This is a genomic window from Hymenobacter pini, from assembly GCF_020421205.1.
GTDB classification, from domain to species: Bacteria; Bacteroidota; Bacteroidia; order Cytophagales; family Hymenobacteraceae; genus Hymenobacter; species Hymenobacter pini.
This window is the reverse complement of sequence record NZ_JAIZZH010000007.1, coordinates 65,834-91,724: the sequence shown is the minus strand read 5'-3', so window position 1 is coordinate 91,724 and position 25,891 is coordinate 65,834. Positions and strand designations below refer to the sequence as shown.

The 25,891-nt window shown below is 59.0% G+C and carries 28 protein-coding genes and 1 pseudogene; 16 read left to right on the top strand and 13 right to left on the bottom strand.

All coding sequences use genetic code 11. The features are described from left to right. The first annotated feature begins 36 nt into the window (after positions 1 to 36). On the top strand, positions 37 to 621 hold the full coding sequence (locus tag LF252_RS21310) for a 5-formyltetrahydrofolate cyclo-ligase (protein ID WP_226271620.1): 585 nt from the start codon (positions 37 to 39) through the stop codon (positions 619 to 621). Here the strand turns inward: LF252_RS21310 and LF252_RS21305 are convergent. Next, on the bottom strand, positions 618 to 1,079 hold the full coding sequence (locus tag LF252_RS21305) for a hypothetical protein (RefSeq protein ID WP_226271619.1): 462 nt from the start codon (positions 1,077 to 1,079) through the stop codon (positions 618 to 620). The genes LF252_RS21310 and LF252_RS21305 overlap by 4 nt on opposite strands. 111 nt (positions 1,080 to 1,190) lie before the next feature. On the opposite strand from LF252_RS21305, the gene LF252_RS21300 reads away from it, so the two are divergent. Next, on the top strand, positions 1,191 to 1,691 hold the full coding sequence (locus LF252_RS21300) for an ExbD/TolR family protein (protein WP_226271618.1): 501 nt from the start codon (positions 1,191 to 1,193) through the stop codon (positions 1,689 to 1,691). A gap of 70 nt (positions 1,692 to 1,761) precedes the next feature. Here LF252_RS21300 and LF252_RS21295 read toward each other — a convergent pair whose 3' ends face one another. From LF252_RS21295 to mnmD, 4 genes are all read right to left on the bottom strand, one after another. Next, on the bottom strand, positions 1,762 to 1,911 hold the full coding sequence (locus LF252_RS21295) for a hypothetical protein (protein WP_226271617.1): 150 nt from the start codon (positions 1,909 to 1,911) through the stop codon (positions 1,762 to 1,764). A gap of 116 nt (positions 1,912 to 2,027) precedes the next feature. Continuing rightward, a complete protein-coding gene (locus tag LF252_RS21290) occupies positions 2,028 to 2,585 on the bottom strand; it encodes a GDYXXLXY domain-containing protein (RefSeq protein WP_226271616.1) in 558 nt (185 codons plus the stop codon). Continuing rightward, positions 2,582 to 3,802, bottom strand: coding sequence for a DUF2157 domain-containing protein (locus tag LF252_RS21285; RefSeq protein WP_226271615.1), 1,221 nt, complete (start codon positions 3,800 to 3,802; stop codon positions 2,582 to 2,584). The genes LF252_RS21290 and LF252_RS21285 overlap by 4 nt, the downstream gene beginning before the upstream one ends. A gap of 319 nt (positions 3,803 to 4,121) precedes the next feature. Further along, the gene (gene mnmD, locus LF252_RS21280) at positions 4,122 to 4,811 is read right to left on the bottom strand and encodes a tRNA (5-methylaminomethyl-2-thiouridine)(34)-methyltransferase MnmD (RefSeq protein WP_226271614.1); all 690 of its coding nucleotides are present in this window, start codon (positions 4,809 to 4,811) and stop codon (positions 4,122 to 4,124) included. Positions 4,812 to 4,958: 147 nt separating this feature from the next. Here mnmD and LF252_RS21275 point away from each other — a divergent pair, with 147 nt between their 5' ends. The 4 genes from LF252_RS21275 to LF252_RS21260 all read left to right on the top strand — a co-directional run bounded on the left by LF252_RS21275 (position 4,959) and on the right by LF252_RS21260 (position 8,204). Beyond that, entirely contained in the window at positions 4,959 to 5,408 is a 450-nt protein-coding gene (locus LF252_RS21275; protein ID WP_226271613.1) for a thioesterase family protein, read from the top strand. 143 nt (positions 5,409 to 5,551) lie between these two features. Continuing rightward, complete coding sequence (rlmN, locus tag LF252_RS21270) at positions 5,552 to 6,619, top strand: 23S rRNA (adenine(2503)-C(2))-methyltransferase RlmN (RefSeq protein ID WP_394370417.1); 1,068 nt, start codon at positions 5,552 to 5,554, stop codon at positions 6,617 to 6,619. Positions 6,620 to 6,889: 270 nt separating this feature from the next. After that, the gene (locus tag LF252_RS21265; protein ID WP_226271611.1) at positions 6,890 to 7,510 is read left to right on the top strand and encodes a DUF3575 domain-containing protein; all 621 of its coding nucleotides are present in this window, start codon (positions 6,890 to 6,892) and stop codon (positions 7,508 to 7,510) included. Positions 7,511 to 7,619: 109 nt separating this feature from the next. Next, positions 7,620 to 8,204, top strand: a complete 585-nt coding sequence (locus tag LF252_RS21260) for a DUF3575 domain-containing protein (protein ID WP_226271610.1) — start codon at positions 7,620 to 7,622, stop codon at positions 8,202 to 8,204. Between the two features lie 79 nt (positions 8,205 to 8,283). Here the strand turns inward: LF252_RS21260 and LF252_RS21255 are convergent, their stop codons facing one another. From LF252_RS21255 to LF252_RS21245, 3 genes are all read right to left on the bottom strand, one after another. Continuing rightward, positions 8,284 to 9,252 (bottom strand): YihY/virulence factor BrkB family protein, encoded by a 969-nt coding sequence (locus tag LF252_RS21255; RefSeq protein ID WP_226271609.1) that lies wholly within the window; start codon positions 9,250 to 9,252, stop codon positions 8,284 to 8,286. Between the two features lie 113 nt (positions 9,253 to 9,365). After that, positions 9,366 to 10,094 carry a DUF3891 family protein gene (locus LF252_RS21250; protein WP_226271608.1) on the bottom strand — a complete coding sequence of 243 codons (729 nt, stop codon included), beginning with the start codon at positions 10,092 to 10,094 and terminating at the stop codon, positions 9,366 to 9,368. Between the two features lie 123 nt (positions 10,095 to 10,217). Then, entirely contained in the window at positions 10,218 to 11,210 is a 993-nt protein-coding gene (locus tag LF252_RS21245; RefSeq protein ID WP_226271607.1) for an NAD-dependent epimerase/dehydratase family protein, read from the bottom strand. Positions 11,211 to 11,356: 146 nt separating this feature from the next. Here LF252_RS21245 and LF252_RS21240 point away from each other — a divergent pair, with 146 nt between their 5' ends. Further along, complete coding sequence (locus LF252_RS21240; RefSeq protein ID WP_226271606.1) at positions 11,357 to 12,436, top strand: patatin-like phospholipase family protein; 1,080 nt, start codon at positions 11,357 to 11,359, stop codon at positions 12,434 to 12,436. Position 12,437: 1 nt separating this feature from the next. Here the strand turns inward: LF252_RS21240 and LF252_RS21235 are convergent, their stop codons facing one another. Next, positions 12,438 to 13,250 (bottom strand): restriction endonuclease subunit S domain-containing protein, encoded by an 813-nt coding sequence (locus tag LF252_RS21235; RefSeq protein WP_226271605.1) that lies wholly within the window; start codon positions 13,248 to 13,250, stop codon positions 12,438 to 12,440. 114 nt (positions 13,251 to 13,364) lie between these two features. Between LF252_RS21235 and kbl the strand changes: the two genes are divergently transcribed. Continuing rightward, on the top strand, positions 13,365 to 14,612 hold the full coding sequence (gene kbl, locus LF252_RS21230) for a glycine C-acetyltransferase (RefSeq protein ID WP_226271604.1): 1,248 nt from the start codon (positions 13,365 to 13,367) through the stop codon (positions 14,610 to 14,612). Between the two features lie 39 nt (positions 14,613 to 14,651). Here the strand turns inward: kbl and LF252_RS21225 are convergent, their stop codons facing one another. From LF252_RS21225 to folP, 3 genes are read right to left on the bottom strand one after another with little or no spacing between them, the layout of a single operon-like run. Beyond that, the gene (locus LF252_RS21225) at positions 14,652 to 14,927 is read right to left on the bottom strand and encodes a hypothetical protein (RefSeq protein ID WP_226271603.1); all 276 of its coding nucleotides are present in this window, start codon (positions 14,925 to 14,927) and stop codon (positions 14,652 to 14,654) included. A 29-nt stretch (positions 14,928 to 14,956) separates the two neighbouring features. Continuing rightward, positions 14,957 to 15,793, bottom strand: coding sequence for a diadenylate cyclase CdaA (gene cdaA / locus LF252_RS21220; protein ID WP_226271602.1), 837 nt, complete (start codon positions 15,791 to 15,793; stop codon positions 14,957 to 14,959). After that, the gene (folP, locus tag LF252_RS21215; protein WP_226271601.1) at positions 15,790 to 16,689 is read right to left on the bottom strand and encodes a dihydropteroate synthase; all 900 of its coding nucleotides are present in this window, start codon (positions 16,687 to 16,689) and stop codon (positions 15,790 to 15,792) included. The genes cdaA and folP overlap by 4 nt, the downstream gene beginning before the upstream one ends. 136 nt (positions 16,690 to 16,825) lie before the next feature. Between folP and LF252_RS21210 the strand changes: the two genes are divergently transcribed. From LF252_RS21210 to LF252_RS21190, 5 genes are all read left to right on the top strand, one after another. Then, positions 16,826 to 17,377, top strand: coding sequence for a DUF1599 domain-containing protein (locus tag LF252_RS21210; protein ID WP_226271600.1), 552 nt, complete (start codon positions 16,826 to 16,828; stop codon positions 17,375 to 17,377). 157 nt (positions 17,378 to 17,534) lie between these two features. Further along, complete coding sequence (locus LF252_RS21205; RefSeq protein ID WP_226271599.1) at positions 17,535 to 18,641, top strand: BT_3928 family protein; 1,107 nt, start codon at positions 17,535 to 17,537, stop codon at positions 18,639 to 18,641. Between the two features lie 86 nt (positions 18,642 to 18,727). Continuing rightward, complete coding sequence (locus LF252_RS21200) at positions 18,728 to 19,786, top strand: ABC transporter permease (RefSeq protein ID WP_226271598.1); 1,059 nt, start codon at positions 18,728 to 18,730, stop codon at positions 19,784 to 19,786. Between the two features lie 27 nt (positions 19,787 to 19,813). Then, complete coding sequence (locus tag LF252_RS21195) at positions 19,814 to 20,350, top strand: shikimate kinase (protein ID WP_226271597.1); 537 nt, start codon at positions 19,814 to 19,816, stop codon at positions 20,348 to 20,350. A 68-nt stretch (positions 20,351 to 20,418) separates the two neighbouring features. Further along, entirely contained in the window at positions 20,419 to 21,090 is a 672-nt protein-coding gene (locus LF252_RS21190) for a sterol desaturase family protein (RefSeq protein WP_226271596.1), read from the top strand. Positions 21,091 to 21,199: 109 nt separating this feature from the next. On the opposite strand, the gene LF252_RS21185 is transcribed toward LF252_RS21190, so the two are convergent. Next, entirely contained in the window at positions 21,200 to 21,376 is a 177-nt protein-coding gene (locus tag LF252_RS21185) for a hypothetical protein (protein ID WP_226271595.1), read from the bottom strand. A 397-nt stretch (positions 21,377 to 21,773) separates the two neighbouring features. On the opposite strand from LF252_RS21185, the pseudogene LF252_RS21180 reads away from it, so the two are divergent. The 3 genes and pseudogenes from LF252_RS21180 to LF252_RS21170 form a co-directional block, all read left to right on the top strand. Beyond that, positions 21,774 to 22,064: pseudogene (locus LF252_RS21180) on the top strand (DDE-type integrase/transposase/recombinase); the annotation flags it as partial. Further along, entirely contained in the window at positions 22,039 to 22,272 is a 234-nt protein-coding gene (locus LF252_RS23190) for an integrase core domain-containing protein (RefSeq protein WP_226271593.1), read from the top strand. The pseudogene LF252_RS21180 and the gene LF252_RS23190, both read left to right, overlap by 26 nt. A 425-nt stretch (positions 22,273 to 22,697) precedes the next feature. Beyond that, positions 22,698 to 25,880, top strand: a complete 3,183-nt coding sequence (locus LF252_RS21170) for a SusC/RagA family TonB-linked outer membrane protein (RefSeq protein WP_226271592.1) — start codon at positions 22,698 to 22,700, stop codon at positions 25,878 to 25,880. Positions 25,881 to 25,891 lie beyond the last annotated feature (11 nt).

Here is a 25,891-nt window from a genome sequence, read left to right as displayed (position 1 = left end):
TTTGCGCGGCCCCGGTTTCTATCTGCTGCTTCCAATATGCTTCCTGAGCCTACTAAAGCCGAACTTCGCCGCGCTGCCCTGGCCCACCGCCGGGCCCTGCCCGAAGCGGAAGTAGCCCGGCGTAGCACTGCACTGTGGCAGCAACTGCGAACTGGGTTTCCGACAATAGAGTGGCAGTGGCTGCATCTGTTTCTACCTATTCCGCAGCAGCACGAGCCCGACACCTGGCCGTTGATTCGGGCGCTGTGGTCGCAGCCACCGCACCCGCAACTAGTCGTGCCCGTGGTGCAGCCCGATGGCCATACGCTACGCCACTACCATCTCACGCCCGATACTCAGCTTGTCGACAATAAGTGGGGGATTCCGGAGCCGGTAGGCGCGGCCGAGGTGAGCCCCGCTCAGCTGGATGCCATACTGATTCCGCTGCTGGCCGTTGATGAGGCCGGCCACCGCGTGGGCTACGGCAAGGGCTTCTACGACCGGTTTCTGCAGCAGTGCCGCCCCGATGCCCTGCGAATTGGCGTAAGCCTGGAGCCACCAGTACCGCGCATTGCCGACGTGTGGGCTGGCGACGTGCCCTTGCACGCCTGCCTCACACCGGAGCGGGTGTGGTGGTTTTAGGAAACGGCCGGCTGACGCACCAAGCGTAGCAGCCGGATACCAGCCCACAGGACAACCAGCAGCACGAAGCCCTGCAGGCCCAACGATATCCACCGCACAGCCGCAAAAGGGTCGGCGGCTATAGTTGGGTCAGGAGAAAGGGGCGGATAAATGGTGAAGCCGATATTGCGGAAAAAGCTATCCAGCAGTATCTCCAGCAGCAATCCGCCCCCGACTAGTAAGCTGAGGAGCAGCTTACTTTCCTTGGCCCGCCGCTTCACACTATCGGCAGCCAGCATAAGCAGTGCCACTAGAACCAGCAGGCAGAGTTGCCCGGCGTAACTCCCAATTACCAAGTAAGTATTATGTAACTGGATATCGAGCGTGGGAAGCCAAAGGGCTGAGGGGCCGAGCAATAGGCAAACCAGCAATAGCCACATCAGCAGGGCGACTCCAAGCAGCAGAAGCAAACGACGCATGGGGTAGCAACAGGTAGAGGCGGCTAAGATATAAGCCTGGCCTGAACAATACCCTGCCTGGTTATAGCGTTGCCTGCATACAACCCATATTCACTTAACCCCAGTATCATTGTGGCCGACATCCAAACTACCGCCCCCGCCGCCAAAGGCTCCAAGCCCCGCGCCAAAAAGCACGCCTTCCGCCTCGATATGACCCCGATGGTGGACCTGGCGTTTCTGCTGCTTACCTTCTTCATGCTTACCACCACCTTCAGCAAGCCCACGGTGATGGAAGTGGCCATGCCGGACCCCAAAGGCAAAGTTGACGTGCCAGCCTCCGGCGCTATGACGGTGCTACTGGGCAAAAACCACGCGGTCCACTACTTCTACGGCCTCAACACCGAAGCCGAGCCCGCCCAGCTCCACACCACCACCTTCGGGGCCGACGGGCTGCGGAAGGTGTTGCTGGAGTTCCGGCAGCATAAAGGTATGGTGCTTATCAAAGCCGCCGATGAGGCCGAGTACCTCAGCATGGTGGATGCCTTGGATGAAATGAATATCACCGGTACCCGCAAATATGCTTTGGTAAACATAGCCCCAGCCGACAAGCAGCTGCTAGCCAACGTCAAGTAGACCAAAACGAACGACTTACAACACCAACGCCCGCGTTGTCATCGGTTGACAGCGCGGGCGTTAGTGTGTTTTAGGAAGTGGCAGCGGGCGTTTCGATGGGCGAGGAACCCATGATGGCTGCTGCCGGTGATTCGGCGGTTTTTTTGCGGGATTTAGCAGGTTTTGCGGCGCGGCGCTGGGCCGCCAACACCTCGGCCAGGGTTGATAGGGTTACTTTCATACAGGAAACGGGTAAATGGATACGACAACATGCAATAGGTAGTAGAAGGGTAGCGGCAGAGCAAGCAAGATACAACACGGCCCGGCAATTGTACAACCTCGGCCGTTGCGCTTTTGCTAGAAATGAGCCGTAGTGTCGAGACGGATAATGCGGGCCTGCCCCCAGGGTGCCACGCTGATTTGCACCCGCAACGGGCGGCGCTTGCTAAGGCGTCGGCTCATGGTTTCGGGCACGTAGTAGCGTTCCAGACCGTAGCGCAGGCGTAGTCCCCGTCGCCACACAGCTTGCACCGAGCCCCGCAACACCACCTGCTGGCCAGTAGTAGTCGGGCGCTCCGGGAAAATAGCGGTGGCCTCGTACGTGCCCGCCGGGGTAGGGGCCAGCAGTACATAGGCCGCCTGCTGCCGCCGCGGCGTGGCGGAGCCCCGCCACAATCCCCCGGGCAGCTCGTTGATTTGGTAACGCAGATTGAGGTAGTCGCCGTAGAGCAGGTCGCGCGGGTCTACGGGCTGGGTGCTGAGCCAGAAGGTGCGGCCCAACGCAGCAGTGGCGTACCCAGCGGCCGCCACGCCCAGCACAAACAGAACTTGGGCGGCAACCAGCCACAGCAGCCACCGGCGGCGCGTGGGCTCCGGCAGATCGGGCAGCGGAGCGGGAGTAGTATCCGGGTTCATGAGGGGGTGGAAGAAGAGCCGGAAAAAGTGCGGACCGCCCGCCGCCGCAGTACCCACCAGATGCCTAGCAATAGCAGGCCGCCCAGCAGGAAAAACAACGACTTATCCATAAAGCCCCAGGTAAGCTTGAAATACGCCACGGCCGTTATCAGGATGAACAGCACCGTGCCCAGCGTAACCCGGTCGGGGTTTTGCTCTTGGTGGGCCCGCCACAAAACGGACCCGGAGTAGGTGTACAGGACCACCAGCGTAGCCACGGCCAGCGGCAGGCCACCCGTAAAGTAGAAACCCGGTAGCAGCAGCAGCCAATCAGTCAGGCTACCCAGCCGGCCCCGGCGTTGCTTCCCAACCCCCGATAAGACAGCCACGCCCAGTAGTGCTGCTATGTATGGTACTGCCGGGGCCCGCAGTTGCCCGGCGTATATATCCGACTCCCCAAACAAGGCCAGCCCCAGCGTAAACAGAAAGGCCGCTACCAGTGGCGGGCCCTGTACAGCCCGGCCCGCCGGTCGGTCGGGTTGCCAGTCGCCGAGGGTGTATACCAGCATGGCCGGAATAAAAAACCAGGTGATTTTGACATGCAGGTGATTGATGAGTAGCGCCGCCTGCCACAGCAGTCCAGTGGCCAGCACGCCGCCCAGCAGCGCATCGGGCCGCCGCCACCAGTAATACCCCAGGCCCACGGCCGTGCCAACGGCCGTGAGGTAGCTGAATGCACCCAACTGCCCGGTATTATAACCTTGCACAATACCACTGATAATAGCCGTCATCAGAAAGAGCAGGCGGCTGCGGTATAGCCACGTCAGGCCCATGCCGGCCACCGCCCAGGCCAGCAGCCCGGTCAGGTCGTAGCCAATCAGCTGATACAGCTGGCTGGTGAGCACAATGCTGGCCCCGAACAGAAGCAGGCCCAGCGCCACCAAGCCCATGCCCAGATTGAGGTTGCCCCGCCGCCGGAAATATTCGCCCCCGCTGTATGCCGCGCCCAAGGAACCCAGCAACAGCCCCAGCCGCACCAGTTCCGGCAGGGCCTGCCAGTTGGCGGCTACCAGGCTTAACGCGCTTAAGCCCACCAGCAGGCTACCCAGCAGCGGCAGTAGTCCCACAGCCGTGGCCTCGGCGGGATAGAGAGCCAACAGTAGCTCCCGCTGGCCTTCCGAGATGATGCCTTTCTGCACCCATTCCCGCCCGTCGGTTTCCAGTAATTTTCGACTCATAACTCAGGCAACTTACGCAGGAAGCCGGGTAACCTGTACGTGTTCAGTTCGGGCTGAACACGTACAGGTTACCCGGCTTCGTCAATTTGCGGTACCAAGCTGTGTGCTCAGACGAGCAAAAGCAGCCCAAACATTGCGTGTCTTGCCACTGGTACTGGCAGCTGGGGCATTTGCCGGCAGTGGCAAACGTATCCCAGGTATGCCCGCAGCTACATTGCCACTCTTCGCCGCCAGCGGGCTGCCAGTTGCACTTAGGGCAGGCTATAATGGACAAGCGTTTTCGGCTAGACATAGGGACGTATAGATGCAATGGGTGGTCTTATCCCCGTTTCCAGGCCCGGGTCATTTCCCGCTTGCCGGGCGGGCCGGGAATTTTCTCTACCAGCCAGCCCGCTGCCAGCAAGCTCCGCTTAAAGGAGCCCTTGGCGCAGTAGCTTACTAGGCAGCCGCCCGGCGCGGCGGCGGCGTACAGTTGCCGAAATACGTCGTCCGTCCACATGTCCGGCTGCTTTTCCGGGGCAAAGGCATCGAAGTAGATGACGTGGTATGTGTCGTTAGGTAGGGGAGTAGTTTGCAGTTCCCCGGCCATCTTCAGCAGCACGAATTGCGGCGTAAGCGCCACGGGGCGGCTCCAGGCCGCGGCGTGCAATTGTTGCTGGAAGTCCAGCAGCTCCGGGTCGTGCAGGTAGTTTTCGGTGCCCAACTGGCCTACAATATCCCAGGGCAACGGGTGCTTTTCGATGGTATCATAAAACACGGGCTGCGCCGCCGATTGGGCGCGTTCCAGCGTCAGTAACGCATTCAGGCCCGTGCCGAAGCCAATTTCCAGTACCCACACCGGCTCCGTGGCCGCGTGCAGGGCCTGCTCCAAACCAGCGGCCAGGTACACGTGACGAGCCTCCTGCAAAGCGCCGTGGGTGCTGTGGTAGTGCTCATTCAGGGCCGGAACGTACAGCGTGCTAGAGCCATCAGCAGTAGCGCGCACTTCCACGAGAGGAGTCGTCGTCATAGGGGAACAGGAATACGGAAAACTAAAACGGGCGCGCCGCCGTCAAAAAACTACCGGGCACCGTAGCCCAATATACGGCAGATTCGGGGGAATTCCGCTGCTCCGGCCGTTGTACCTTACCTTCCGTTTTTCTGTTATTCTGCTTCTATGGCCCGCGTTAAAATCAGCTTGCCTGCTACCTTCCCGGTAACTCTGGAGTTGCCCGTACGCATCACCGACCTTAACTACGGCAACCACCTCGGCAACGACGCCCTCGTGAGCCTGCTGCACGAGGCCCGGGTGCAGTTTCTGCAGCAGGTAGGGTTGGCCGAATTCGACCCCGCCACGCAGCAGGGCCTCATCATGGCCGATTTGGCTGTGGAATACAAGGGCGAAGGTTTTTACGGCGACGTGCTGCGCCTGCACCTGGCCGCCACCGACCTGCATAAGTACGGCTTCGATGTGGTGTATCAGGTGCACACTACCACCGGCCGCGAAATTGCCCGGGCCAAAACCGGCATGCTCTGCTTTGATTACAGCACCCGCAAGCTCAGAGGCTTGCCGCCCGAAGCCGCCAATCAACTCCAATTTGGTGCGGCACCTGGCCGCGCAGTGTAGCTGGCGGAACCTTCCGGGCCTTCGTCTGTTCATCCACGCATTGCGTGCTGCCGCTGGCACTTTTTTCACTTTCAGCGAGTTAAAGCACGTTCCCGCTCCGGAGCGTAGTGCTTCGGCGCGTGGTGTTGTATCTTTGCAGTATGATGATTGATTTGCCCGTAGTTTCTAAGCGCGACATCCGCAAACTCTCGCTCGATGAGTTGAAAGCCTTCTTCGTGGAGCAAGGCGAAAAGCCGTTCCGCGCCAAGCAGGTGATGGAATGGCTGTGGAAGAACACGGCCGGCTCGTTTGAGGAGATGAACAACCTGAGCTTGGCCACGCGCGAGCTGCTCATGCGGCACTTCGTCATCAACAGCGTGCAGATTCACACCCAGCAGCAAAGCTCCGACGGCACCATCAAGTACGCCTTCCGTCTGCACGACGGGCACTTGGTAGAGGGCGTGCTTATTCCCAAAGATGAGCGCATGACGGCCTGTATTTCCTCGCAGGTAGGCTGCTCGCTCACGTGTAAGTTCTGCGCCACCGGCTACATGGAGCGCAAGCGCAACCTCGACACGGCCGAAATCTTCGACCAGGTGGCCATCATTGCCCAGCAGGCTCAGGAGCACTTCGGTACTCCGCTTACCAACATTGTGTACATGGGCATGGGTGAGCCGCTGCTCAACTATGCCAACGTGTTCAAGAGCGTGGAGCGCATTACTGATAACCGCGAAGGGCTGGGCATGGCCGCCCGCCGCCTCACGGTAAGCACCGCCGGCATCTCCAAGATGATTAAGAAGCTGGCCGACGACGGTTTCAAAGCCAACCTAGCCCTGAGCCTGCACGCGCCCACCGATGAGAAGCGCGACACCATCATGCCCATCAACGAGTCGAACTCACTGCCGGTATTGAAGGAGGCGCTGCAGCACTACCACCAGGTAACGGGCCGCATGGTGACCTACGAGTACATCGTGTTCGACAACTTTAACGACTCCATCGAGGACGCCAAGGCCCTGCTGGAAATCACCAAGTGGATTCCCTGCAAGGTGAACCTAATTGAGTACAATCCCATTGCCCCGGCCGCCTTCCTCAATGCCCAGGAAGACCGCCTGGTACCCTTCATGAAATACCTCGCCGACCGGGGGGTGCAGGTGAATGTGCGCCGCTCCCGCGGTAAGGACATCGACGCCGCCTGCGGGCAGCTGGCCACCAAGGAAAATCAGGTCGTTTAGCAATCTGCTTCCGGCAAAGGCAACGCCCCGCTACCTGGCACATTGTGCCAGGTAGCGGGGCGTTCTTATGGGAAAATCCGTCGTGAGTAGGAGCCTGGGCTTGTGGAAGTATATCTACCGGCCGCTTCCGCAAACGCACGACCGGGCTATTGTGTATTCAGATTTTCTGTTGAATTTCGTCAGGCAGTACAACCATTCTTGCGGGGTTCTGCTCCTGTTATCAGCCGGGTTGTCGGCATTCGAATCTATCTTCTTTTTTCTAACCCCCTCATGCGTGTAATACTAACCCGCAGCCTGTCGGTAGCCGCGCTACTGCTGGCGTATGGTCAGGTAAAGGCCCAGAACAACGTAGTGAAGCTGGATATCTTCCAGCCGATTGTGAACACGGCGGCGCTGTCGTTTGAGCACAAGCTCAGCGAAACCAGCAGCTTTCAACTGGGCGTTTCGGTAACAGCCAACTACGACGAAGATGAGTACAACTACAGCGGCACCAAGGACACCCGCTCCACCTCGGGGTTTGGGCTGATACCAGAATACCGCTTTTACCTGTCAGAAAAACACCCGGCAATGGAAGGCTTTTACGTCGCGCCGTTTCTGCGTTACCAGTTCCTGCGCAAATCCGGGCAATACGGCAGCTACGACCCGCTCACGGGCACCAATACCCTGCGAAGCAGCCCGGCCACGCTCAATGCTTTTGGTGGTGGGGTAGTAGTAGGCCGGCACTGGATTTTCAAGCAACGTTTCTCCCTCGATGCGTTGGTAGGCCCTTCCTACACGGTAGCAGGCGTGAGTTCCGACGACAACAATATTTCAGAAGGGGATTTTCTGGGCTTCTACGACAATATGAACTACGGCATCCGCGGGGCCGTCACGTTTGGTATTGCGTTTTAGAGTCTAGTAAAGCGTTTACGCTGGGTCCAGGTAAAGTATATTGGCACGGTTACTGTTTACTTAGAAAAAGTTCCATTTTTACAGGAATTTATTTCCCTCTTCCTCATTTATGAAAAAACTATTACTCGCCGCTACTCTGGTGGCTGCATCCGCTACGTCGGCGTTGGCCCAGAACAACGTAGTGAAAGTGAACATCTTTAGCCCAATAGTCAAGACTGGTTCGTTCTTCTACGAGCACAAGCTAAACGACAATAGCAGCCTGCAGCTAGGGGCGTTGTTTACTAATTGGAGTTCTCACGACGACAGAATTTCAGGCTTTGCCATCACGCCGGAGTATCGCTTTTACCTGTCTGAGCGGACCACCGCTTTGGAGGGCTTCTATGTGGGACCTTTCCTGCGCTACCAGAACCTGACGCTAAAGACAACCTACGACGGTTTTACGTACGACAGCAACGGCAACCCAATTTCCAAACCCCAGACGGACAAAGCTTCTTTGAACACGTTCGGGGGTGGGGTTGTAGTAGGCCGGCAGTGGATTTTCAAGGAGCGTTTCTCGCTCGATACATTCCTGGGCCCATCGTACAACGCGGGTAAGGTGTCGACAGAAACTTCTTCTGGCTCTGACACCTTTGACCCGGGTCCCTTCGATGGGTTCGGGGTGCGGGCTGGGGTCACGTTCGGCCTCGCCTTCTAATACTCAACAGCTTCAGTAAGCTGACAACGGCCCACCTTGTACTATATAGGGTGGGTCGTTGTGGTTTTGTAGTACATGGTTAGCCACGCCAGCGGCCCTCGGCGCGGGGGCGGCCGGTGGCTATTTCCTCGGTAGTTTGCCCTTCGGGTACTTCCCGGGTTTCGATGCGCACGGCGTGGGCCTTGGGCTGCACGCGCTGCCCGAAAGCATCGGCAAACTCCTGGGTAAACTCGGCCCCGAAGAAGATGATAAGGGCCGAGTAGTTCACCCACACCAGCAAGATAATGGCCGAGCCCGCTGCCCCAAAGGTGGAGCCGGGGTTGGCCTGGGCAATGTAGAAAGAAATCAAGTACTTACCCAGAATAAACAGCAGGGCCGTAATAAACGCGCCCACGCCCACATCCCGCCACCGGATAATGGCATCGGGGAGGAAACGGTAGATAAGGGCAAACAGCAAGGAGGTGATGAACAGGGACAGGCTGAAATCAATGAGTTTAAGCAGGAACACGGTTATTTCCGGCATAATGCGCTGCAAATAATCCGTAAAAACGCTGAGGGTAGCGCTGATTACGAAGGAAATGAGCAGCAGCAGGGCCACGCTCAGAATCAGGCCAAACGACAGGAGCCGGTCGCGCACAAACTGCCAGAGGCCGTTGCGGGGCTTCACCTTCAGGTTCCAGATATCGTTGATGCTTTCCTGCAGGGTAACGAAGAACGTAGTAGCCGCGAAAATGAGGGTGCCAACACCAATAACGGCCGCAAAGCCGCTGCGCTCCTGCTTGTTGAACTCGTTAATGCTGTCCTGCATGAACTTGGCAGCGTCGGCCCCCACTAGGCCCTTCATCTGTGCGTACACCTCGCCGGTAATGGCCTCGGTGCCAAACACCGTGCTGGCCGTGGTAATGACGATAATCAGCAGCGGCGGCAACGAGAAAATAGTGTAGTACGACAGTGCCGCCGCGTGCCGCAGCGAGTTATTGACCATAAACTCGCTGGCCGTGGTTTTGAGGATGTTGAGGACGTCGGAAAACTTATAGTGCGTAGCCATGCGGCGGTAGTTCGGAGGAAAGGAAGTTGCCCGTACTACGGCCTAATGCCCGCAGGCGTTCCGGTTGAGCTACCCAGGAGTTTGCGTTGCGCTGCTCTTGGCGGGAGGGTTGCTTACTTGCGCAGCTCCCAGCGCAGCGTTTCAATGGGAGCTTCCCGCAGGGCTTGGGCCAGTTCCGCATCATCCCGGAACTGCAGCTGCCCCAGCACAGTAGCCTCTACAGATACGGTGAATTGTGTCTCCGCAAACGGCCAGGGCTGCACCTGTACCGCACCATTCGGTTTCGGCTGCAGTACCTCGTAGCGGCGGCCATCGGGTCCGTGGTAGATTTCCAGGGCCCGGCCCATTTCCGGCAACTCGTGGCGGCAGAGGATGAGGCTGAGCCGGTCGCACCAGTGCAGGAGCGTGTAGGCTTGGTCGGCGTCGGCTTTTTTGATTTTCAGCTCCCGCCGCCACCGTTGCTGGCAGGCCCGCTGCTCGTCCAGGAATGCATCAACTTCCGCCTTTTGGCCGCGCATGCTCTCGTAGAGGGTGCTCATGTGCAGGCTGGTAAGCAGGCTGCGCCACCGGCCCTGAAACCGCGCCGCGTGCATCAGCCGGGTGGCCTGTTCCAGCGAAAATTCCTTCATGGTGAAGCTGGCCGGAGCCCCAGCGGGCGTGAGGCCGTAGTGCCCGGTCCAGTTGGCCTGCTCATCATCGTGCTGGGCGGCGGCGGCCAGCAGGCCCACCCATTGGTCGGGCGGAAGCGTGGCAGGCCATTGGTGCAGCAGTTGGGCCGCCAGCAGCGCGTGGGCCTGTTGGTAGATAATCTGCCAGCCAGTGGGCACGTAGTTGACAATCATGTTGGGACGGTGAGGTTCGCTAAGAGAAACGCACCGGCGCTATGCAGGTTTTCGCCATCGGCCAGAAACAAAAATGCCCCACCAGATGAGGCGGGGCACTTTCTAATGCATACCAAATACTAGTTACTTCAGCACCACGGCTTCCTTCAGGTGCAGCAGCATGTCGTCGGTCATCTTATCGAGGGTAAACTCCGGCTGCCAGTTCCAGTCCTGACGGGCTTGGCTGTCGTCGATGCTGGCGGGCCAGGAGTCGGCAATCTGCTGGCGCTGGTCGGGCTGGTAGGTTACCTGGAAATCGGGGTAGTGGCGCTGGATGCTGGCGGTAATTTCCTGGGGCGAGAAGCTCATGGCGCCCAGGTTGTAGCTGCTGCGCACCTTGATGTCGTCGGCCGGGGCGTGCATTAGGTCCAGGGTGGCCTTCAGCGCGTCGGGCATGTACATCATGGGCAGGTAGGTGTCCTCTTGCAGGAAGCACTCGTAGTTCTCGCCAGCCACGGCTTTGTGGTAGATGTCCACGGCGTAGTCGGTGGTGCCGCCGCCGGGCAGGCTCTTGTAGCCGATGAGGCCGGGGTAGCGCAGGCTGCGCACATCCAGGCCGTGCTTGCGGAAGTACCACTCGCACCACTGCTCCCCGGCCAGCTTGCTGATACCGTACACCGTGTTGGGGTTCATGACGGTGAGCTGGGGCGTGTTGTGGCGGGGGGTATCGGGCCCGAACACGGCAATGCTGCTGGGCCAGTACACCTGCTGCACGCCCAGGTCCACCGAGGCATCCAGCACGTGAAACAGCCCATCCATGTTCAGCTGCCAGCCAAACTTGGGGTTCTTCTCGGCCGTGGCGGACAGCAGCGCCGCCAAGTGGTACACTTGCTTGGGCTTGTACTGCCGAATTACTTCTTCCAGCCGGTTTTTATCCAGCACGTCCAGCTGCTCGAAAGGGCCGGCCTGGGCCGTTTCCGCGTCTTTGGGGGCGCGCACATCGGCGGCTACCACGTTGGATGCCCCGTAGATCTGACGCAGCTCGTGGGTAAGCTCCAGGCCCAGCTGTCCGCCGGCGCCGATAACGAGGATAGTGTCGCCGGGGGTGGTAGCGGCGGAAGTGCTGGATGTAGCCATTCGGGAGGGCGGTGAAGAAAAAAGGGTGGTAAAGGAATGCAAAGATACGGGGCCGACGGGCTTTCGGTAGCTGGATGTGATGGAGCACAAACGCAACGGCGGCAGTATCTTTGGGCTCTACGTTCTGTCATCTACCTCGCGAGGCTATGCGCTACTGGTTTCTCCTGTTATTGAGTGTACTACCATTGCTGCACGGCGCGGCCAATGCCCAGTCCATTACCACCCGGCCCCCGTACCGCAACCTAGTGATGGAAGGCGGCGGTATCCGGGGAGTGGCCTACGGCGGGGCGCTGGAGGAACTAGAAAAACAAGGCGTGCTGGCGGGCCTGCAGCGGGTAGGCGGTACCTCGGCCGGGGCCATTCAGGCGGCGTTGCTGGCTGTAGGCTACTCGCCCCAGGAAATTATTGACGTGGTGAATAATACGCCCATCCAGCGCTTCAACGACGGGCGGTTTCTATTCATTGGCGGTAGCCACCGCCTTACCAAGCAGTTTGGCTGGTACCGCGGCGACGCCCTCACGGAGCACATGCGGCAGCTGGTGGCCCGCAAAACCAACCGCCCCGACCTCACTTTGCTGGAGCTGCACCAGCTGGCCCTGCAGCAGCCCGGCCGCTTCCTGGACCTCTATACCACCGGCACCAACCTCACCCAGCAGCGCATCCAGGTATTCAGCTACGAAACCAACCCCACCATGCGCGTGGCCGATGCTGTGCGCATCAGCATGAGCATTCCACTCTACTTCCGGGCGGTGCTGCTCGATGCGCGGGGCAACGTCATCCAGGGTAAGCCCCAGAAAGGCCAGCCCGTGCAGGTGCTGGTAGATGGGGGCCTGCTGGCCAACTACCCCGTGGAGCTGTTCGACCACCCGCGCTACCTGCCGGGCCAGCTCTCCGCCTCCACCAAGCCCGACGCCGAAGGCCGCGTGTACAACCCCGAAACCCTGGGCCTGCGCCTGGACCGGGCCGAGCAGATTGCCTGCGACACGCTGCCCACCGGCCGCCAGCAGCTGGCCCCCTACGATATCAACGGCTTCGGCAGCTACATCGGGGCGCTCTACAACCTGACCGAGGAAACCCTCAACCCCACCCGCGCCCAGGACTGGCCCCGCACCATCAGCATCAATACCGAGGGGTTCTCCCCCAAAATCAAGCGCATGCCCGACGCCGACAAGCAGCGCCTGATGGCCAGCGGCCGGAAAGGTGTGCAGGCGTTTTTCGGGCGGTGATTTACAGTTGAAAGAAGTCTCGAATGACTGGTCCCCAAGTCGACCATAGGTCTGACAACGATGCAGCAGTACCAGCCGCCGCTCCAATGCCGCCTAATATAGCCTTGATCATCCCTGGCTTGGCTCTTTGTTCAGGGTGTAATGTGGCCTGTTTGCTCAACTCTTCGACTTGATCCAGTAGCTCACTTTTTTCATCATGATTCAATGAGTCGGCTGTTGCAACAGCTTCTAAAATTTCATTGAGTGCTTGGGCTATTCTTTCCTGACCTTGTTCTTGAAGTCGGCCCACGTTTATGGCTATACTCTTTACATGACTTATATCACCGGTATTGAGCAGGCCAACCTGACTGTTCACGACATAGTTGTTTACTGTCATATGCGGCTCAGTTTTGGCGGATTGCTTCATCGGGTAGATGTTGTGTAAGTGCAAGCAGAAAACTGCAGAAACGGCTATTACTTCGTCGATCTGTCCGGTGTGTATGTAGCCGGCATCATCCCCAGCATCATTTATCTGTTGAACGGTATGCAGATGCTGAAAGGAACCGCTCCATTCTTTTAAAGCGTATAGCCATCTTTTGCCGTGGTCAGCATAAGATAAAACGGCTTGAGTGTGTTCAATCTTCGGAAGTGCTTCAAGCAGAAGTTTGCCAGCCATATCAGCCAACGCAGAAAACTGAGCTTGTACATAGCCATTGCTTATGCCTGCTACAGATGCGTATTCGCCGGCTGCTCCCCATTGAAAATCGGCGCGTAGATGTTGGCCAGCGGAGATAAGTAACTGAAATCGGCTTTCTAATTCGAGCCAGTTTTGCATTAGAATAGTATTGAAGTTATTAAAGCTTATAGTTAGATAAAAGCACTAGCAAAAGCATTACGTAGTTTTGCCCAACCTCCCACTCACCAAGTCACTAACTCACGACCTTACCGCATGTACACCACCCTCCAGCCCGACCTGCAGCAGCAGCTCCAGGAAATCAAAGATGCCGGCCTTTACAAAAAGGAGCGGGTAATTACCTCGCCCCAGGGCGCTGAAATTGAAACCCAGGAAGCCGGAGAGGTACTGAACTTCTGCGCCAATAATTACCTGGGCCTGTCGTCGCACCCCGAGGTGGTGAAGGCGGCTAAAGAGGCCATTGATACCCACGGCTACGGCATGTCGTCGGTGCGCTTCATTTGCGGCACCCAGGATATTCACAAGGAGCTGGAAGCCAAACTGGCCGAGTTCTTGGGCACCGAGGATACCATTCTGTACGCGGCGGCCTTCGATGCCAACGGCGGGGTGTTTGAGCCTCTGTTCAATGAGCAGGACGCCATTATTTCGGATGCTTTGAACCACGCCAGCATCATCGACGGGGTGCGCCTGTGCAAGGCTCAGCGCTACCGCTACGCCCACAACGACATGGAGGACCTGGAAAAGCAGCTCCAGGATGCTCAGGCCAAAGGCACCCGCCACCGTATCATCGTCACGGACGGCTCGTTCTCCATGGACGGCACCATCGCCCAGCTCGACAAAATCTGCGACTTGGCCGATAAGTACGAAGCCCTGGTGATGATTGACGAGTGCCACTCGATGGGCTTCCTGGGCAAAACCGGCCGGGGCACCCACGAGTACCGCAACGTGCTGGGCCGCGTGGACATCATCACCGGCACGCTGGGCAAGGCGCTGGGCGGGGCCATGGGCGGCTTCACCTCCGGCCGCAAGGAAATTATTGATATGCTGCGCCAGCGCAGCCGCCCCTACCTGTTCAGCAACACCCTCGCGCCCGCCATTGTAGGGGCCAGCCTACGGGTGCTGGAGCTGCTCACCGAAAGCACCCAGCTCCGCGACCAGCTGGAGGAAAACACCAAGTACTTCCGCGAGAAGATGACAGCCGCCGGCTTCGACATTAAGCCCGGTGAGCACCCCATCGTGCCCGTCATGCTCTACGATGCCAAGCTGGCCCAAGAATTCGCCGCCAAAATGCTCGACAAGGGCATTTATGTGGTGGGCTTCTACTTCCCCGTGGTGCCCAAAGGCCAGGCCCGCATTCGGGTGCAGCTTTCCGCCGCCCACACCCGCGCGCACATCGACAAAGCCATTGCCGCCTTTATTGAAGTAGGTAAGGAGCTAGGTACCATCAAGGACCGTAGTGCCGCCCAGCCGGAAGGTGGTCAAGTGGTGACAAATACGCCGTAATGAGCTGAATAAAAAAGAGCCGTTTACTACGGCTCTTTTTTATTGTAGATATTTCTTTGGAATAGAGTACCCAATATCCGCGAAATGGTCAAGTAAGGTTTGTCGAAAACCGGTAACGCTTTCTTCCTCAAACCAGCCGCTTCGTTGGTTGATGAGGTGAAGTTGGTCGATTCCGTAATGCTGTAATAAATACAGCCAGCCTTCCTCGAATATGGAGGCCTCTAAAATTTGGCAGTAGTTAAAGAGCTGCTCTACTTTTTGACTGGTATTCAGATCAGATGCAAAGTAGCCGGTGCCATTTGGGAGGGGATACATCCTCCATGCTAATAGGGTTACCATAGTATCTACGCCGCCACTTCCGCCGTGGCACCAGCGGCGGCCGGCTTCGGCGCGGCATCGAACAGAAACTCGTTGAGGCGGGCGCGCAGGTCGGAGGGGGCGAGGTTGCGGAATACCTCCCCGCTGCGCACCAAGGAAATCTGGCTGGTTTCCTCACTCACTACCAGTACCACGGCATCCGTCACCTCTGTAAGGCCGATGGCGGCGCGGTGCCGCAGGCCCATGGACGCCGGTATATCGGGGTTTTCACTGACGGGCAGAATGCAGCGCGCCGCCTTGATGCGGCCGTTGCTGATGATAACGGCACCGTCGTGCAAAGGGCTGGTTTTGTTGAAGATGCTCATGAGCAGGCGCTTGCTCACGGTGGCATCGAGCAGGTCGCCGGAATCGGCGAAGAACTTCAGGTCGGAGGCCATACTGAAGGCAATGAGGGCCCCGGTTTGCTTGCTGGCCAGGCTTTTGGCGGCCTCGATGAACGGGGTGATGTTCATGCGCTCCTGCTGCGTATCGCGCCGCCACGAGAACATGCGCAGCCGGTTGCTGAAAGAGGTGGCCTTGCCCACGTTCAGCAAAAACCGTCGGATTTCCTGCTGAAACAGAATGATGCCGGCAAGCACGCCCACGCTCATAAACTGGCCCAGAATACTGGTGAGCAGCTCCATGCCCGCCGCCTTCACCACCAGGTAAAACAGGTACAGGGACATGAAACCCAGGAACACCTTCAGCGCCACGCTTCCCGTCAGCAGCTTGTAGAGCTGATAAAACAATACCGTGACCAGCAGCACGTCCACGACGTCTACCCAGCCAATGCGCAGGAAGCCGATGCCGAAGGAGCCTATCACGGGGAAGGAGTTGGGAATGTATTGAGTACCAGTTGAATGGTTTGGGTTGCCTCTGCTACATCGTGTACGCGCAGCAGCCGGGCGCCGTTGAGCACGGCCAGGGTATTGACGCTAACCGTACCTGCCAGGGCTGCATCGGGGGTGAGGCCGAGGGGTTTATACACCATGCTTTTGCGCGAGAGGCCCGCCAGAATGGGCAGCCCCAGCACGTGCAGCTCCCGCAACCGGCGCAGCAGCTCGTGACCCTGGGCGGGCGTTTTGGCAAACCCGAAACCAGGGTCCAGCACTACATCCGTTACGCCGTGCTGGCGCAGCTCCGCCAGCTTATCCCGAAAATAGCGCACCAGCTCCAGCACCAGGTCGCCTTCGTAGTGCGTGAGCTGGGTCATGGTGTGAGGGGTGCCGCGCATGTGCATCAGGATGTAGGGCACGCCCAGGCGGCCGGCCGTGGGCAGCATGTCGGCATCCAACTGGCCCCCGCTCACGTCGTTCAGGATGTCGGCCCCGGCGGCTACGGCCTCGGCCGCCACTTCAGCCCGGAACGTGTCCACGGAAATAAACGCCTCCGGAAACGCCCGGCGCACGGCGGCCACGGCGGGCAGCAGGCGGCGCTTTTCTTCGTCGGGGCTGATGTCCTCGGCGCCGGGGCGGGTGGAGTAGCCGCCCAAATCGAGCACGGCGGCCCCGTCGCGCAGCATCTGCTCGGCGCGGCGCAGCAGGTCGTCCTCGGCGGCTACGCGGCTGCCCTGGTAGAAGGAATCGGGCGTCAGGTTGAGGATGCCCATCACCTGCGGGCGCCGCAAATCCAGCAGGCGGCCGCCGGGGCAGCGCAGCGTCAGCCTCGGGGAAAAGCACGTATCTTGCGGGGCCTGGAACATGGATTTTCGGGAATACATAAGTCGTCGTGCGAAGCGCGGCGCAGCATCTCGCGGGCTGGTGTTTTTTGTCAGCCAGAGTTTTCTGCGAGTAAGATGCCGCGCTAGGCTTTGCAGAACCGACGAGGCGTCGACTCCTCAAAATAGCCGCAAAAACTTGGAGAATCAAACTCAGCTTGAATATGACCGGGTGCTGGCCCGGTGCCGGACGCTGTTTCTGGCTAAGACCCACGACTATGGCACGGCCTGGCGAATTTTGCGGCTGCCCAGCGTTACCGACCAGATTTACATCAAAGCCCAGCGCATTCGGAGCATTCAGGAGAAGGGCACGCAGCTGGTAGCCGATGGAGTGGAGGAGGAGTTTGTGGCCATCATCAACTACTGTCTCATTGCCCTGATGCAGTTGCGCCTGCCCGCCGATGCGCCCCTGGACTTGGACCCCGCCGCCGTGGCCCGTGCCTACGACGAGGAAACAGAGGCCAACCGCCAGCTGCTCTTCGCCAAAAACCACGACTACGGCGAGGCGTGGCGCCAGATGCGCATTGCGAGCATCACGGACATCATTCTGATGAAGCTGCACCGCACCAAGCAAATTGAGGATCTGGGTGGCCTCACCCGCGTATCGGAAGGTGTGGACGCCAACTACCGCGACATGCTGAACTACGCCGTGTTTGTACTCATCAAAATGGGGTACGGGGAGCAGCAATAACCCAACGTCCTGCGCCTACTAAGGACCTTATTACTCCGGGGCAACTGTTTCGGCAATGGTGAGTATTATTCCACGTGATAAAGTCCTGCACAAGCTCCCAATGACCAGTACCTTTAGCTCTCAAGCACCAAGTGCTTCTGTTCCCATGTCCCCCTTTATGAAACAACTGACCCGCATCTGCTGGCTGCTGCTGGGCACTGTGTTTATCTTCTCGGGCCTCGTGAAGCTGAACGACCCCATTGGTACGGCTCTGAAGCTGGAAGAATACTTTGAAGTGTTTGCCACCTCCTTCGGCTCCTTCTTCTCCGTATTTATCCCGTATTCCCGCACGCTGAGCATCTTTTTGAGCTCCCTGGAAGTAGTGCTGGGCGTGGCCTTGCTGCTGCGCTGGATGCTGCGCCAGACGCTGTGGGTACTGCTGGGGCTGCTGGTGTTCTTTGGGTTTCTTACATTCTACTCGGCTTATACTCATAAGGTAACTGACTGCGGCTGCTTCGGCGACTTCCTCAAGCTTACGCCCTGGACTTCGTTTGCCAAGGATATGTTCCTGCTGCTGCTGTGGGTGGTGGTGTTCCTGAACCAGCGCTACCTGCGCCGGGTGTTTGCCAAGGGCACGCTGGGCGTGATGTACATTACCCTGGCTACGGCCGTGGCGGTGGGCGTGGGCGTGCGGGCGCTGGGCCACTTGCCCTACTTCGATTTCCTGCCCTATAAAATTGGAAACAACATTCCGCAGCTGATGAAGCCCCGGGAGCAGGCCAAGTACCAGTACGTGATGGAGCGCAACGGCGAAACCAAAACCTTCACGGAGTACCCCACCGACTCCACCTGGAAGTACAAGAGCATGGAGGTGCTGAACCCAGAGGCCAGCAAGCCCATCATCACCGACTTCTCCATCTTCGACGCCGAGCAGCAAAACCACACCGACGAGGTACTGAAAGGTAACAAGCTCCTGCTCATCATTCAGAACGTGCAGGACGCCGACCGGGACCGGTTCAAGGACATCAACAAGCTGATGGAAGCCACGGCCAAGTCGCGTAAGCAGATCCGGCCGCTCATCATCACCAGCAGCAGCCCCCAGGAGTTTGATGCCTTTCGCCACGACGTGAACCTGCCCGGTACCTACTACTTCGCCGATGCCACGGTGCTGAAGTCCATGATTCGCTCCAACCCCGGCTTTATTCTGCTCCAGGATGGCGTGGTGAAAGGCAAGTACCACTACCACGACATTCCCGACGCCAGCAAGCTGGAAGACATTCTATAGTGCTTAGTTATTAGTGCCTAGTGCTTAGGCTGGTCAATCAGAATCCGAACACTAAGCACTAATAACTAAGCACCAAGCACTAAAAAATGATTGGTTTTATTCTGACGCGGTTGTGGCAGGGCGTACTGGTGCTGCTGGGGGTGGCCCTCACGGTGTTTTTCCTGTTCCAGGTGCTGCCCGGTGACCCGGTGGCCCTGCTGGCCGGCCAACGCTCCGACGCTGCCACCCGCGCCGCTATTGCCCAGGACCTGGGCCTCGACCAACCCCTGCCCGTGCAGCTGCTGGGCTACCTCAATGACGTGTCGCCGGTGGGTGTACACCCGCGCGACTCGGCGGGTGTGGCCAAGTACGGTGGCGTGCAGTTGATGCCGCTGGGTGCGGAGAAGGCGCTGGTGCTGAAAACGCCCTATCTGCGCCGTTCTTTTCAGAGCAACAAGGAAGTTCTGAACATCCTGCTCGACCACTTCACCGGCACCTTGTGGCTGGCGTTGGCGGCTATGCTGCTGGCGGCGGTGGTGGGCATTGGGCTGGGCGTGGTGGCGGCGCTGCGGCCCCATTCTTGGCTGGATCGGGTGCTGGTGTCCACCTCAGTACTGGGTATTTCGGTGCCGTCGTTTGTGGCGGCCATTCTCATTGCCATTACGTTCGGGTTCTACTGGAGCCGCTGGACGGGCTTGAACCTCACGGGGCAACTTTTCGAAACCGACCCCTTCACCGGCCGCCACTTGGTGCTCAAAAACCTGCTGTTGCCGGCTTTTGCCCTGGGCGTGCGGCCGTTGGCGGTTATCGTGCAGCTCACTCGTTCTTCCATGCTCGATGTGATGAGTCAGGACTATATCCGTACGGCCCGGGCCAAAGGGCTTTCGAGTTACCGCACGGTGGTGGGCCATGCCCTCAAAAACGCGCTGAATCCGGTACTTACGGCCGTGTCGGGCTGGCTGGCTTCGCTGATGGCGGGGGCTTTCTTCATTGAGTACATCTTCAACTGGAAAGGCCTGGGCACCGTAACGCTGCGCGCCGTGGAAAACCTGGATTTCCCGGTCGTGATGGGTGCTACCATCTTCATTGCTGCCTTGTTTGTGGTGGTGAATATTGTAGTAGATGTACTCTACGCCGTACTGGACCCGCGCGTGAAGCTGGGCTAATAGAATCTGTCAATCACCAACCAGCCAATGTCTACCAACCCGACACGCCTGTACCTGATTGGCATGCCTGGTGCAGGAAAAACCACCCTGGGCCGGGCGCTGGCCGTGGCTTACCAACTGCCGTTTCTGGACCTGGACGAGGAAATTGTGCGCCGGGAGCAGCGGAGTGTATCGGAGATATTTGCCCAGGATGGGGAGGAGTATTTCCGACAGCGGGAAGCCGACGTACTGCGGGCCGTGGTAGCAGAGCACCCACAAATGGTGCTGGCTACCGGTGGCGGCACGCCCTGCTACCACCACAACGTAGATGTATTGCTGGAAACCGGCCTGACGCTGTACCTGGCCGTACCCATTGCGGAGTTGTTGCGCCGGCTACTTTCAGCGGCGGCCTCCCGGCCCCTGCTGGCTACTTTGCCCGATGCCGCCGCCCTGGAAAAACGACTGCGCGAAACCTTGGCTGCCCGCCAGCAGTTCTACGACCAAGCACCGCTGTGCTGTGCGGCTCCTACCTGTTCCGTAGAAGCCGTACAACAGATGATAGTCCGCTACAATACCTCTGGCTAACTGGGCATGAGGGCGGGGTATTTGCGTGAGCGTGTGTATTTTTGCGTCTTCATCATCCCTGTATTGGCATGAATTCCACTTCCGAAGCTCCGGAAACCCGTACTGCAGTAACCCCGGCCAAACCCGCCGAGGCCATCAAGCCAAAGCATAAAGGCTCGGCCCGCTTATTTGAGAATCCGGTGCTGGAGCGCCTCACGCATACGCACATTGCCGGGCCATTGACAATTTTCTTTGCCGTAGCCGCCGTGAGCCTGTATTACAGCCTGAGCCAGGGCCTGCTCACCGGGCTGTCGGCGTTTGGCCTGTTTCTGGCAGGGTGGTTTCTGTTCACGCTGGTAGAGTACCTGATGCACCGCTTCCTGTACCACATGAAGACGGATACGCCCGGCAAGGCCAAGTTTCAGTACACCATGCACGGTGTACACCACGAGTTCCCAAAAGACAAAACCCGCCTAGCCATGCCGCCTATTCTGACGGTGTTTGTGGCCTCACTGCTGTTCTTCATTTTCCGCTTTACACTTGGTAACGCGGGCTTCGGGGTGCTGGCCGGTTTCGTGTTTGGGTATGCGCTGTACCTCTTTGTGCACTATGCTATTCACGTGTACTCCCCACCGAAAAACTTCCTGAAATTTTGGTGGCACCACCACGCCCAGCATCACTACCGGCAAGATGAGGTGGCGTTCGGAGTAAGCACTACCATCTGGGACCATATTATCGGTACCATGCCCGGTAAAAAATAAACGGCATTCAATATCATACAGGAAGGGCGCTGTTCGATGCATCGAACAGCGCCCTTCCTGTATGATATTGATAACAAGACCAACAGGGTGATTCGGCAGATTTTTCTGCCTAGGGCCGGCGGAAGCGTGAAATCACCAACCAAATGAGCAGTACCACCACAAACACGCCAATGATGCCCGTCCAGGCTCCGGCTTTGAAAATGGTGGCAATGGCATCGCAGCTACTGAGGGTGAAGGTGAGCAGCACCAGCAGGGAAAGGATAGCGGGAAAACGAAGGGCAGTCATAGTAGAAACAAGGAGAGAGTGAGTTACTGCGGCACATCCGCAGCTCAATACGAATTGTACTATACTCCCTGAAAAAAGGTTGATGCTTATGCAGATGCTCACCTTTCTCTTGCTGTCCTAAAAAGGGAGCCTACTGCTCAACTGAGTAGGTCTAGCGAGGCTGGGCGGAATAAGGACGTATTTTCCCTTTGTCATGGCAACACGCCTGCACGCACGCACGCACGCACGCACGCCGGATAAGCGGCGCAAGTACGACGACGCGTTCAAGGCCGAAACTTTGCGCACGACTTGCGGGCCCAGCCGCCGCGCTCGTTCGTGCCACGCCCCACCGATTCGGGCCACGGCCGGCGCCTGGCCCCCCCCCGCTTGCTGAGCCCGCCGCCCCGCCGCCCCCGACCAGGTCTGGGTCGGCGACAGCACCTGCTTGCCCAAGCAAGGCGGCTGGCTGTACCTGGCCAGCGGGCAGGACGCCTGCTCACGCAAGGTCGTCGGCTGGGACGCGCGGGAGTCGATGCCCGAAGACCTGGTCAGCGAGGCCCTGCGCCGCGCGCTGGTGGTGGGCCCGCCGGCGGCGGGCCTGATCGTGCACGCCGAGCAAGGCAGCCAGTACACGGCCACCCGCTTCCGCCAGCCTGCTGGCCCGCCCCGGCGCGACGCCGAGCATGAGCCGACGCGGCACCTGCTATGACAACGCGCAGGATGAATCCTTTTGGAGCCGGCTCAAGACCGAGTGGCTCGACGGCGGCCGATTTCCCGGCTTGGAAGAAGCCCGCCCCGAACTCGCGCACTACATTGCCTGCTACAACGACGAGCGGCGCCATTCCGCCCTCGCGTACCGCTCACCCAGCCACTTCGCAACCCAGCTTCAAACCACGTCCGATAAGTGTCCGGCTTAGTTATACCACCTCATGCCCTGCTGGATACAGTTAAGCAGATACTATGATACTCTTGGTCCGTCGGTAAATGGACCAAGAGGGAATCATTTGTCAGGTAGTAGTCCCAGTACCCTACTGTTATTTCCCCTACCCGCTTCTTCTGCGTTGTGAAAACGGTGAAATTGAGGTTAATGCTTTGTTCAGCTTAGCCAGACCAGCTCAACAAATGGGCTACTTTTGAGGGCGCAACGATTCGTACTTAAATCCGCCGTCACAGCTACGTCGTTTGTCGGGCAACGCTTCGGCGGTTGTGGCTGCCAAAACGGAATAGCTATGAGGCCTTCTTCGGTCCGTTAGCCCTGCCCCCCCTGTTGCAAATTGCCAGAATCTCATTTTTTCAATACTTGCCTTTAATGCGAACAGTACTACCCGTTGCCCTTCTTTCCGTGGTATCCGTTTCCGCATCTGCCCAGAAACTCACCGGGCAGGTGGTAGACAGTACCTCTTCGCAACCGGTGGTGGGAGCCATCGTGCAGCTGAAACGCACGCAGGTGGGTACGCTCACCAGCGCCGCGGGCACCTTCACACTTACCAATCTGCAGCCTAACGACGTATTAGTCGTTACCTCCCTAGGCTTTAAACCGCAGCAGATTCAGTACACGGGCCAACCCAATCTGACGGTTAAACTGGCGCCGAACCTGGTGCTGAACGAGGTAGTGGTAACGGCCCTGGGACTGGAGCGCAACGCCCAGAGCCTGGGCTACGCGGTGCAGAAACTCGATACTCGGCAGGTCAGCGAGGTAAAATCCCCCAACTTTCTCGATAATCTGGCGGGCAAGGTTGCCGGCGTTATGGTCACGGCCGGCTCCACGGGGGTGGGGTCATCGTCGCGCATTACCATTCGGGGCGAGTCGTCCTTCACCAACAACAACCCGCTTTTCGTGGTGGATGGTATCCTGATTAATAATGCCACGGTGGTCAACCGGGTCAACGATGATGCCAACGGGTTTCAGGAAATTGATTTTGGCAACGGGGCCATGGAAATTAACCCCGACGACGTGGCGTCGGTATCGGTGCTGAAAGGGCCGGGGGCGGCGGCGCTCTACGGCACCCGCGCCTCGAATGGGGTTATCCTGATTACGACCAAGGACGGGTCGGGGGCAGGCAAAGGGATAGGGGTGAGCTTCAACAGCACCTTCTACGCCGAGCAGCCGTTTCAGCTGCCCCGCTTTCAGAACACCTACGGGCAGGGCAACAGCGGGGCGTTTAAATACGTCGACGGGCTGGGCGGGGGCGTCAACGACAACATATCGTACAGCTACGGCCCGCGGCTGGATGCCGGCCTGCTGATTCCGCAGTACGACAGCCCCGTCACGCTGCCCGACGGCCGGGTGGTGCGCGGGGCCGATACGCGCCTTTACAGCGGCCTGCCCATTACCCCGACGCCCTTTGTGGCGCACCCCGACAACCTGAAGGATTTCTACCAGACGGGCCGCACGGCCATTAACAACCTGGCGGTGGCGGGCGACTACGACAAGGGCAGCTACCGGCTCTCGTACACCGACCTGAACAGCCAGTCGATTATTCCCGGCGTGGACCTGAAGCGCCGAACCCTGGCTGCCCGGCTGCAGTTTGACCCTACCCGGCGGCTGAAAATCAGCTCCTCCATCAACTACATTAACAGCGCCAGCGACAACCGCCCCGCCACCAAGTACGGCTCGGAAAACACCAACTACGCCCTGAGCGCCTGGCTGGGCCGCCAGACCGACATCAACCCCATGAAGCAGTACTGGCAGCCGGGGCTGGAGGGCATTCAGCAGTTTTCCTACAACTACACCTTTTTCGACAACCCGTATTTCACGCTCTACGAAAATCGCAACTCGTTTACCCGCGACCGGCTCATCGGCAACCTGGCCGCCACGGCTGAGGTGGCCAACAATCTGACGCTGCTGGTTCGTAGCGGCATGGACTACTCCAGCGAGAACCGCCAGTTTCGGCGGGCATTCAGCAGCAACCGCTTCAAAAATGGGGCTTACGCCGAAAACGCCGTTTTCTTCCGGGAAATCAATACCGACTTCCTGCTGAACTACACCCGCAGCCTGGGCTCGTTTTCGCTCGATGTGTCGGCGGGGGGCAACCGCATGGACCAGCGGACCTCTTTCGACCAGTACCAGGCCCTGACGCTGGCCCAGCCGGGCGTGTTCAAGCTCAATAACGCCGCCTCGCCGGTGGAGGTGTACCAGCAGAGCGGCCGCAAGCGCATCAACAGTTTGTACGCCCTGGCCAAGCTGGGTTTCAAGGACATCGTGTTTGTGGATATCACCGGGCGCAACGACTGGTCCAGTGCCCTGGCTACGCCCACCTCAACGGCCAATACGTCGTTCTTCTACCCGTCGGTATCGGCCAGCTGGGTGCTGTCGAACCAGTTCCGGCTGCCCGCAGCCGTTTCCTTTGCCAAGGTGCGGGCCAGCGCCGCCAACGTGGGCAACGACACCAGCCCGTACCAGACGGCGGGCACCTTCACGGCCCGCAACCCGGTGTTCTCGCAGCCGGCGTTCAGCGACCAGAGCACCATTGCCAATACCAACCTGAAGCCGGAGTCGATTACCTCGCTGGAGGTGGGGGCGGACGTGCGCTTTTTCCAGGACCGGCTGGGCTTCGACCTGACGTATTACGATTCGCGCACCAGCAACCAGATTCTGTCGCTGCCCATTGCCATTCCCACGGGCTACAGTGAGCGGGTTATCAACGGCGGGAAAGTACGTTCGCGGGGCCTGGAGGCGGTGGTAAACGCCACGCCCGTGCAGACCAACCGCTTCCGGTGGAACGTGAGCCTGAACTTCAGCCGGAACCGGACGACCGTAGTATCCCTGCCCGAGGAAGCCGGCACCCTGACGCTAGGCTACAACCGCATCTACGACAACGTGAACCAGACCGTCTGGTACCAGGTGCGGCAAGGCGACCGGGTGGGCGATATGTGGGGAACCGGCTACCAGCGCACCGCGCAGGGCGACTTTCTGGTGGGCAGCAACGGGCAGTACATTGCCAACAACACCCTGAAAAAGCTGGGCAACTATAACCCTGACTTTATGGTGGGCCTGGCGAACCAACTGAGCGCGGGCAACTGGAACCTGGGCTTTTTGCTCGACTGGCGGCAGGGCGGCATTCTGGTGTCGCGCACGCTGGCCCTGGCCGGCGTGGCGGGCCAGCTGCGGGAAACGGCCAACCGGCCCGAGGGCGGCATCGTGGCCACGGGTGTGGTGAATACCGGCACCGCCGAAAACCCGGTGTACCAGCCGAATACGAAAGCCATTCCGGCCGAAACGTATTACCGGATGTACTACGACCGGAACCACGAGGAGAACAATACCTACGACGCTTCCTACGTCAAGCTGCGGGAGCTGACCATCGGCTACTCGGTGCCGCAGTCGGCCTGGGTGGCCAAAAAGCTGCGCACCCAGCAGCTGACCATTGCCCTGATCGGCCGGAACCTGGCGGCCCTCTCGCACATCCCGCACTTCGACCCCGAGCAGACCTCGTTCCAGCAAAACCAGCTGCAGACGGGCGTTGAGGATATGAGCTACCCCACCACCCGCAACGTGGGACTCAAGCTCAGCGCTACCTTCTAAGCCCTGACCCC

Excerpts from the sequence above, each read along its gene's own strand:
- LF252_RS21265 (WP_226271611.1), top strand. The coding sequence starts at position 6,890 with ATGCGTGTAATACTAACCCGCAGCCTGTCGGTAGCCGCGCTACTGCTG.
- LF252_RS21240 (WP_226271606.1), top strand. The coding sequence starts at position 11,357 with ATGCGCTACTGGTTTCTCCTGTTATTGAGTGTACTACCATTGCTGCAC.
- LF252_RS21250 (WP_226271608.1), bottom strand. The coding sequence starts at position 10,094 with ATGATTGTCAACTACGTGCCCACTGGCTGGCAGATTATCTACCAACAG.
- LF252_RS21260 (WP_226271610.1), top strand. The coding sequence starts at position 7,620 with ATGAAAAAACTATTACTCGCCGCTACTCTGGTGGCTGCATCCGCTACG.
- LF252_RS21205 (WP_226271599.1), top strand. The coding sequence starts at position 17,535 with ATGAAACAACTGACCCGCATCTGCTGGCTGCTGCTGGGCACTGTGTTT.
- LF252_RS21285 (WP_226271615.1), bottom strand. The coding sequence starts at position 3,802 with ATGAGTCGAAAATTACTGGAAACCGACGGGCGGGAATGGGTGCAGAAA.
- LF252_RS23190 (WP_226271593.1), top strand. The coding sequence starts at position 22,039 with ATGAGCCGACGCGGCACCTGCTATGACAACGCGCAGGATGAATCCTTT.
- kbl (WP_226271604.1), top strand. The coding sequence starts at position 13,365 with ATGTACACCACCCTCCAGCCCGACCTGCAGCAGCAGCTCCAGGAAATC.
- mnmD (WP_226271614.1), bottom strand. The coding sequence starts at position 4,811 with ATGACGACGACTCCTCTCGTGGAAGTGCGCGCTACTGCTGATGGCTCT.
- LF252_RS21310 (WP_226271620.1), top strand. The coding sequence starts at position 37 with ATGCTTCCTGAGCCTACTAAAGCCGAACTTCGCCGCGCTGCCCTGGCC.
- LF252_RS21245 (WP_226271607.1), bottom strand. The coding sequence starts at position 11,210 with ATGGCTACATCCAGCACTTCCGCCGCTACCACCCCCGGCGACACTATC.
- LF252_RS21185 (WP_226271595.1), bottom strand. The coding sequence starts at position 21,376 with ATGACTGCCCTTCGTTTTCCCGCTATCCTTTCCCTGCTGGTGCTGCTC.
- LF252_RS21235 (WP_226271605.1), bottom strand. The coding sequence starts at position 13,250 with ATGCAAAACTGGCTCGAATTAGAAAGCCGATTTCAGTTACTTATCTCC.
- rlmN (WP_394370417.1), top strand. The coding sequence starts at position 5,552 with ATGATTGATTTGCCCGTAGTTTCTAAGCGCGACATCCGCAAACTCTCG.
- LF252_RS21275 (WP_226271613.1), top strand. The coding sequence starts at position 4,959 with ATGGCCCGCGTTAAAATCAGCTTGCCTGCTACCTTCCCGGTAACTCTG.
- folP (WP_226271601.1), bottom strand. The coding sequence starts at position 16,689 with ATGTATTCCCGAAAATCCATGTTCCAGGCCCCGCAAGATACGTGCTTT.
- LF252_RS21225 (WP_226271603.1), bottom strand. The coding sequence starts at position 14,927 with ATGTATCCCCTCCCAAATGGCACCGGCTACTTTGCATCTGATCTGAAT.
- LF252_RS21305 (WP_226271619.1), bottom strand. The coding sequence starts at position 1,079 with ATGCGTCGTTTGCTTCTGCTGCTTGGAGTCGCCCTGCTGATGTGGCTA.
- LF252_RS21190 (WP_226271596.1), top strand. The coding sequence starts at position 20,419 with ATGAATTCCACTTCCGAAGCTCCGGAAACCCGTACTGCAGTAACCCCG.
- LF252_RS21200 (WP_226271598.1), top strand. The coding sequence starts at position 18,728 with ATGATTGGTTTTATTCTGACGCGGTTGTGGCAGGGCGTACTGGTGCTG.
- LF252_RS21295 (WP_226271617.1), bottom strand. The coding sequence starts at position 1,911 with ATGAAAGTAACCCTATCAACCCTGGCCGAGGTGTTGGCGGCCCAGCGC.
- LF252_RS21255 (WP_226271609.1), bottom strand. The coding sequence starts at position 9,252 with ATGGCTACGCACTATAAGTTTTCCGACGTCCTCAACATCCTCAAAACC.
- LF252_RS21195 (WP_226271597.1), top strand. The coding sequence starts at position 19,814 with ATGTCTACCAACCCGACACGCCTGTACCTGATTGGCATGCCTGGTGCA.
- LF252_RS21290 (WP_226271616.1), bottom strand. The coding sequence starts at position 2,585 with ATGAACCCGGATACTACTCCCGCTCCGCTGCCCGATCTGCCGGAGCCC.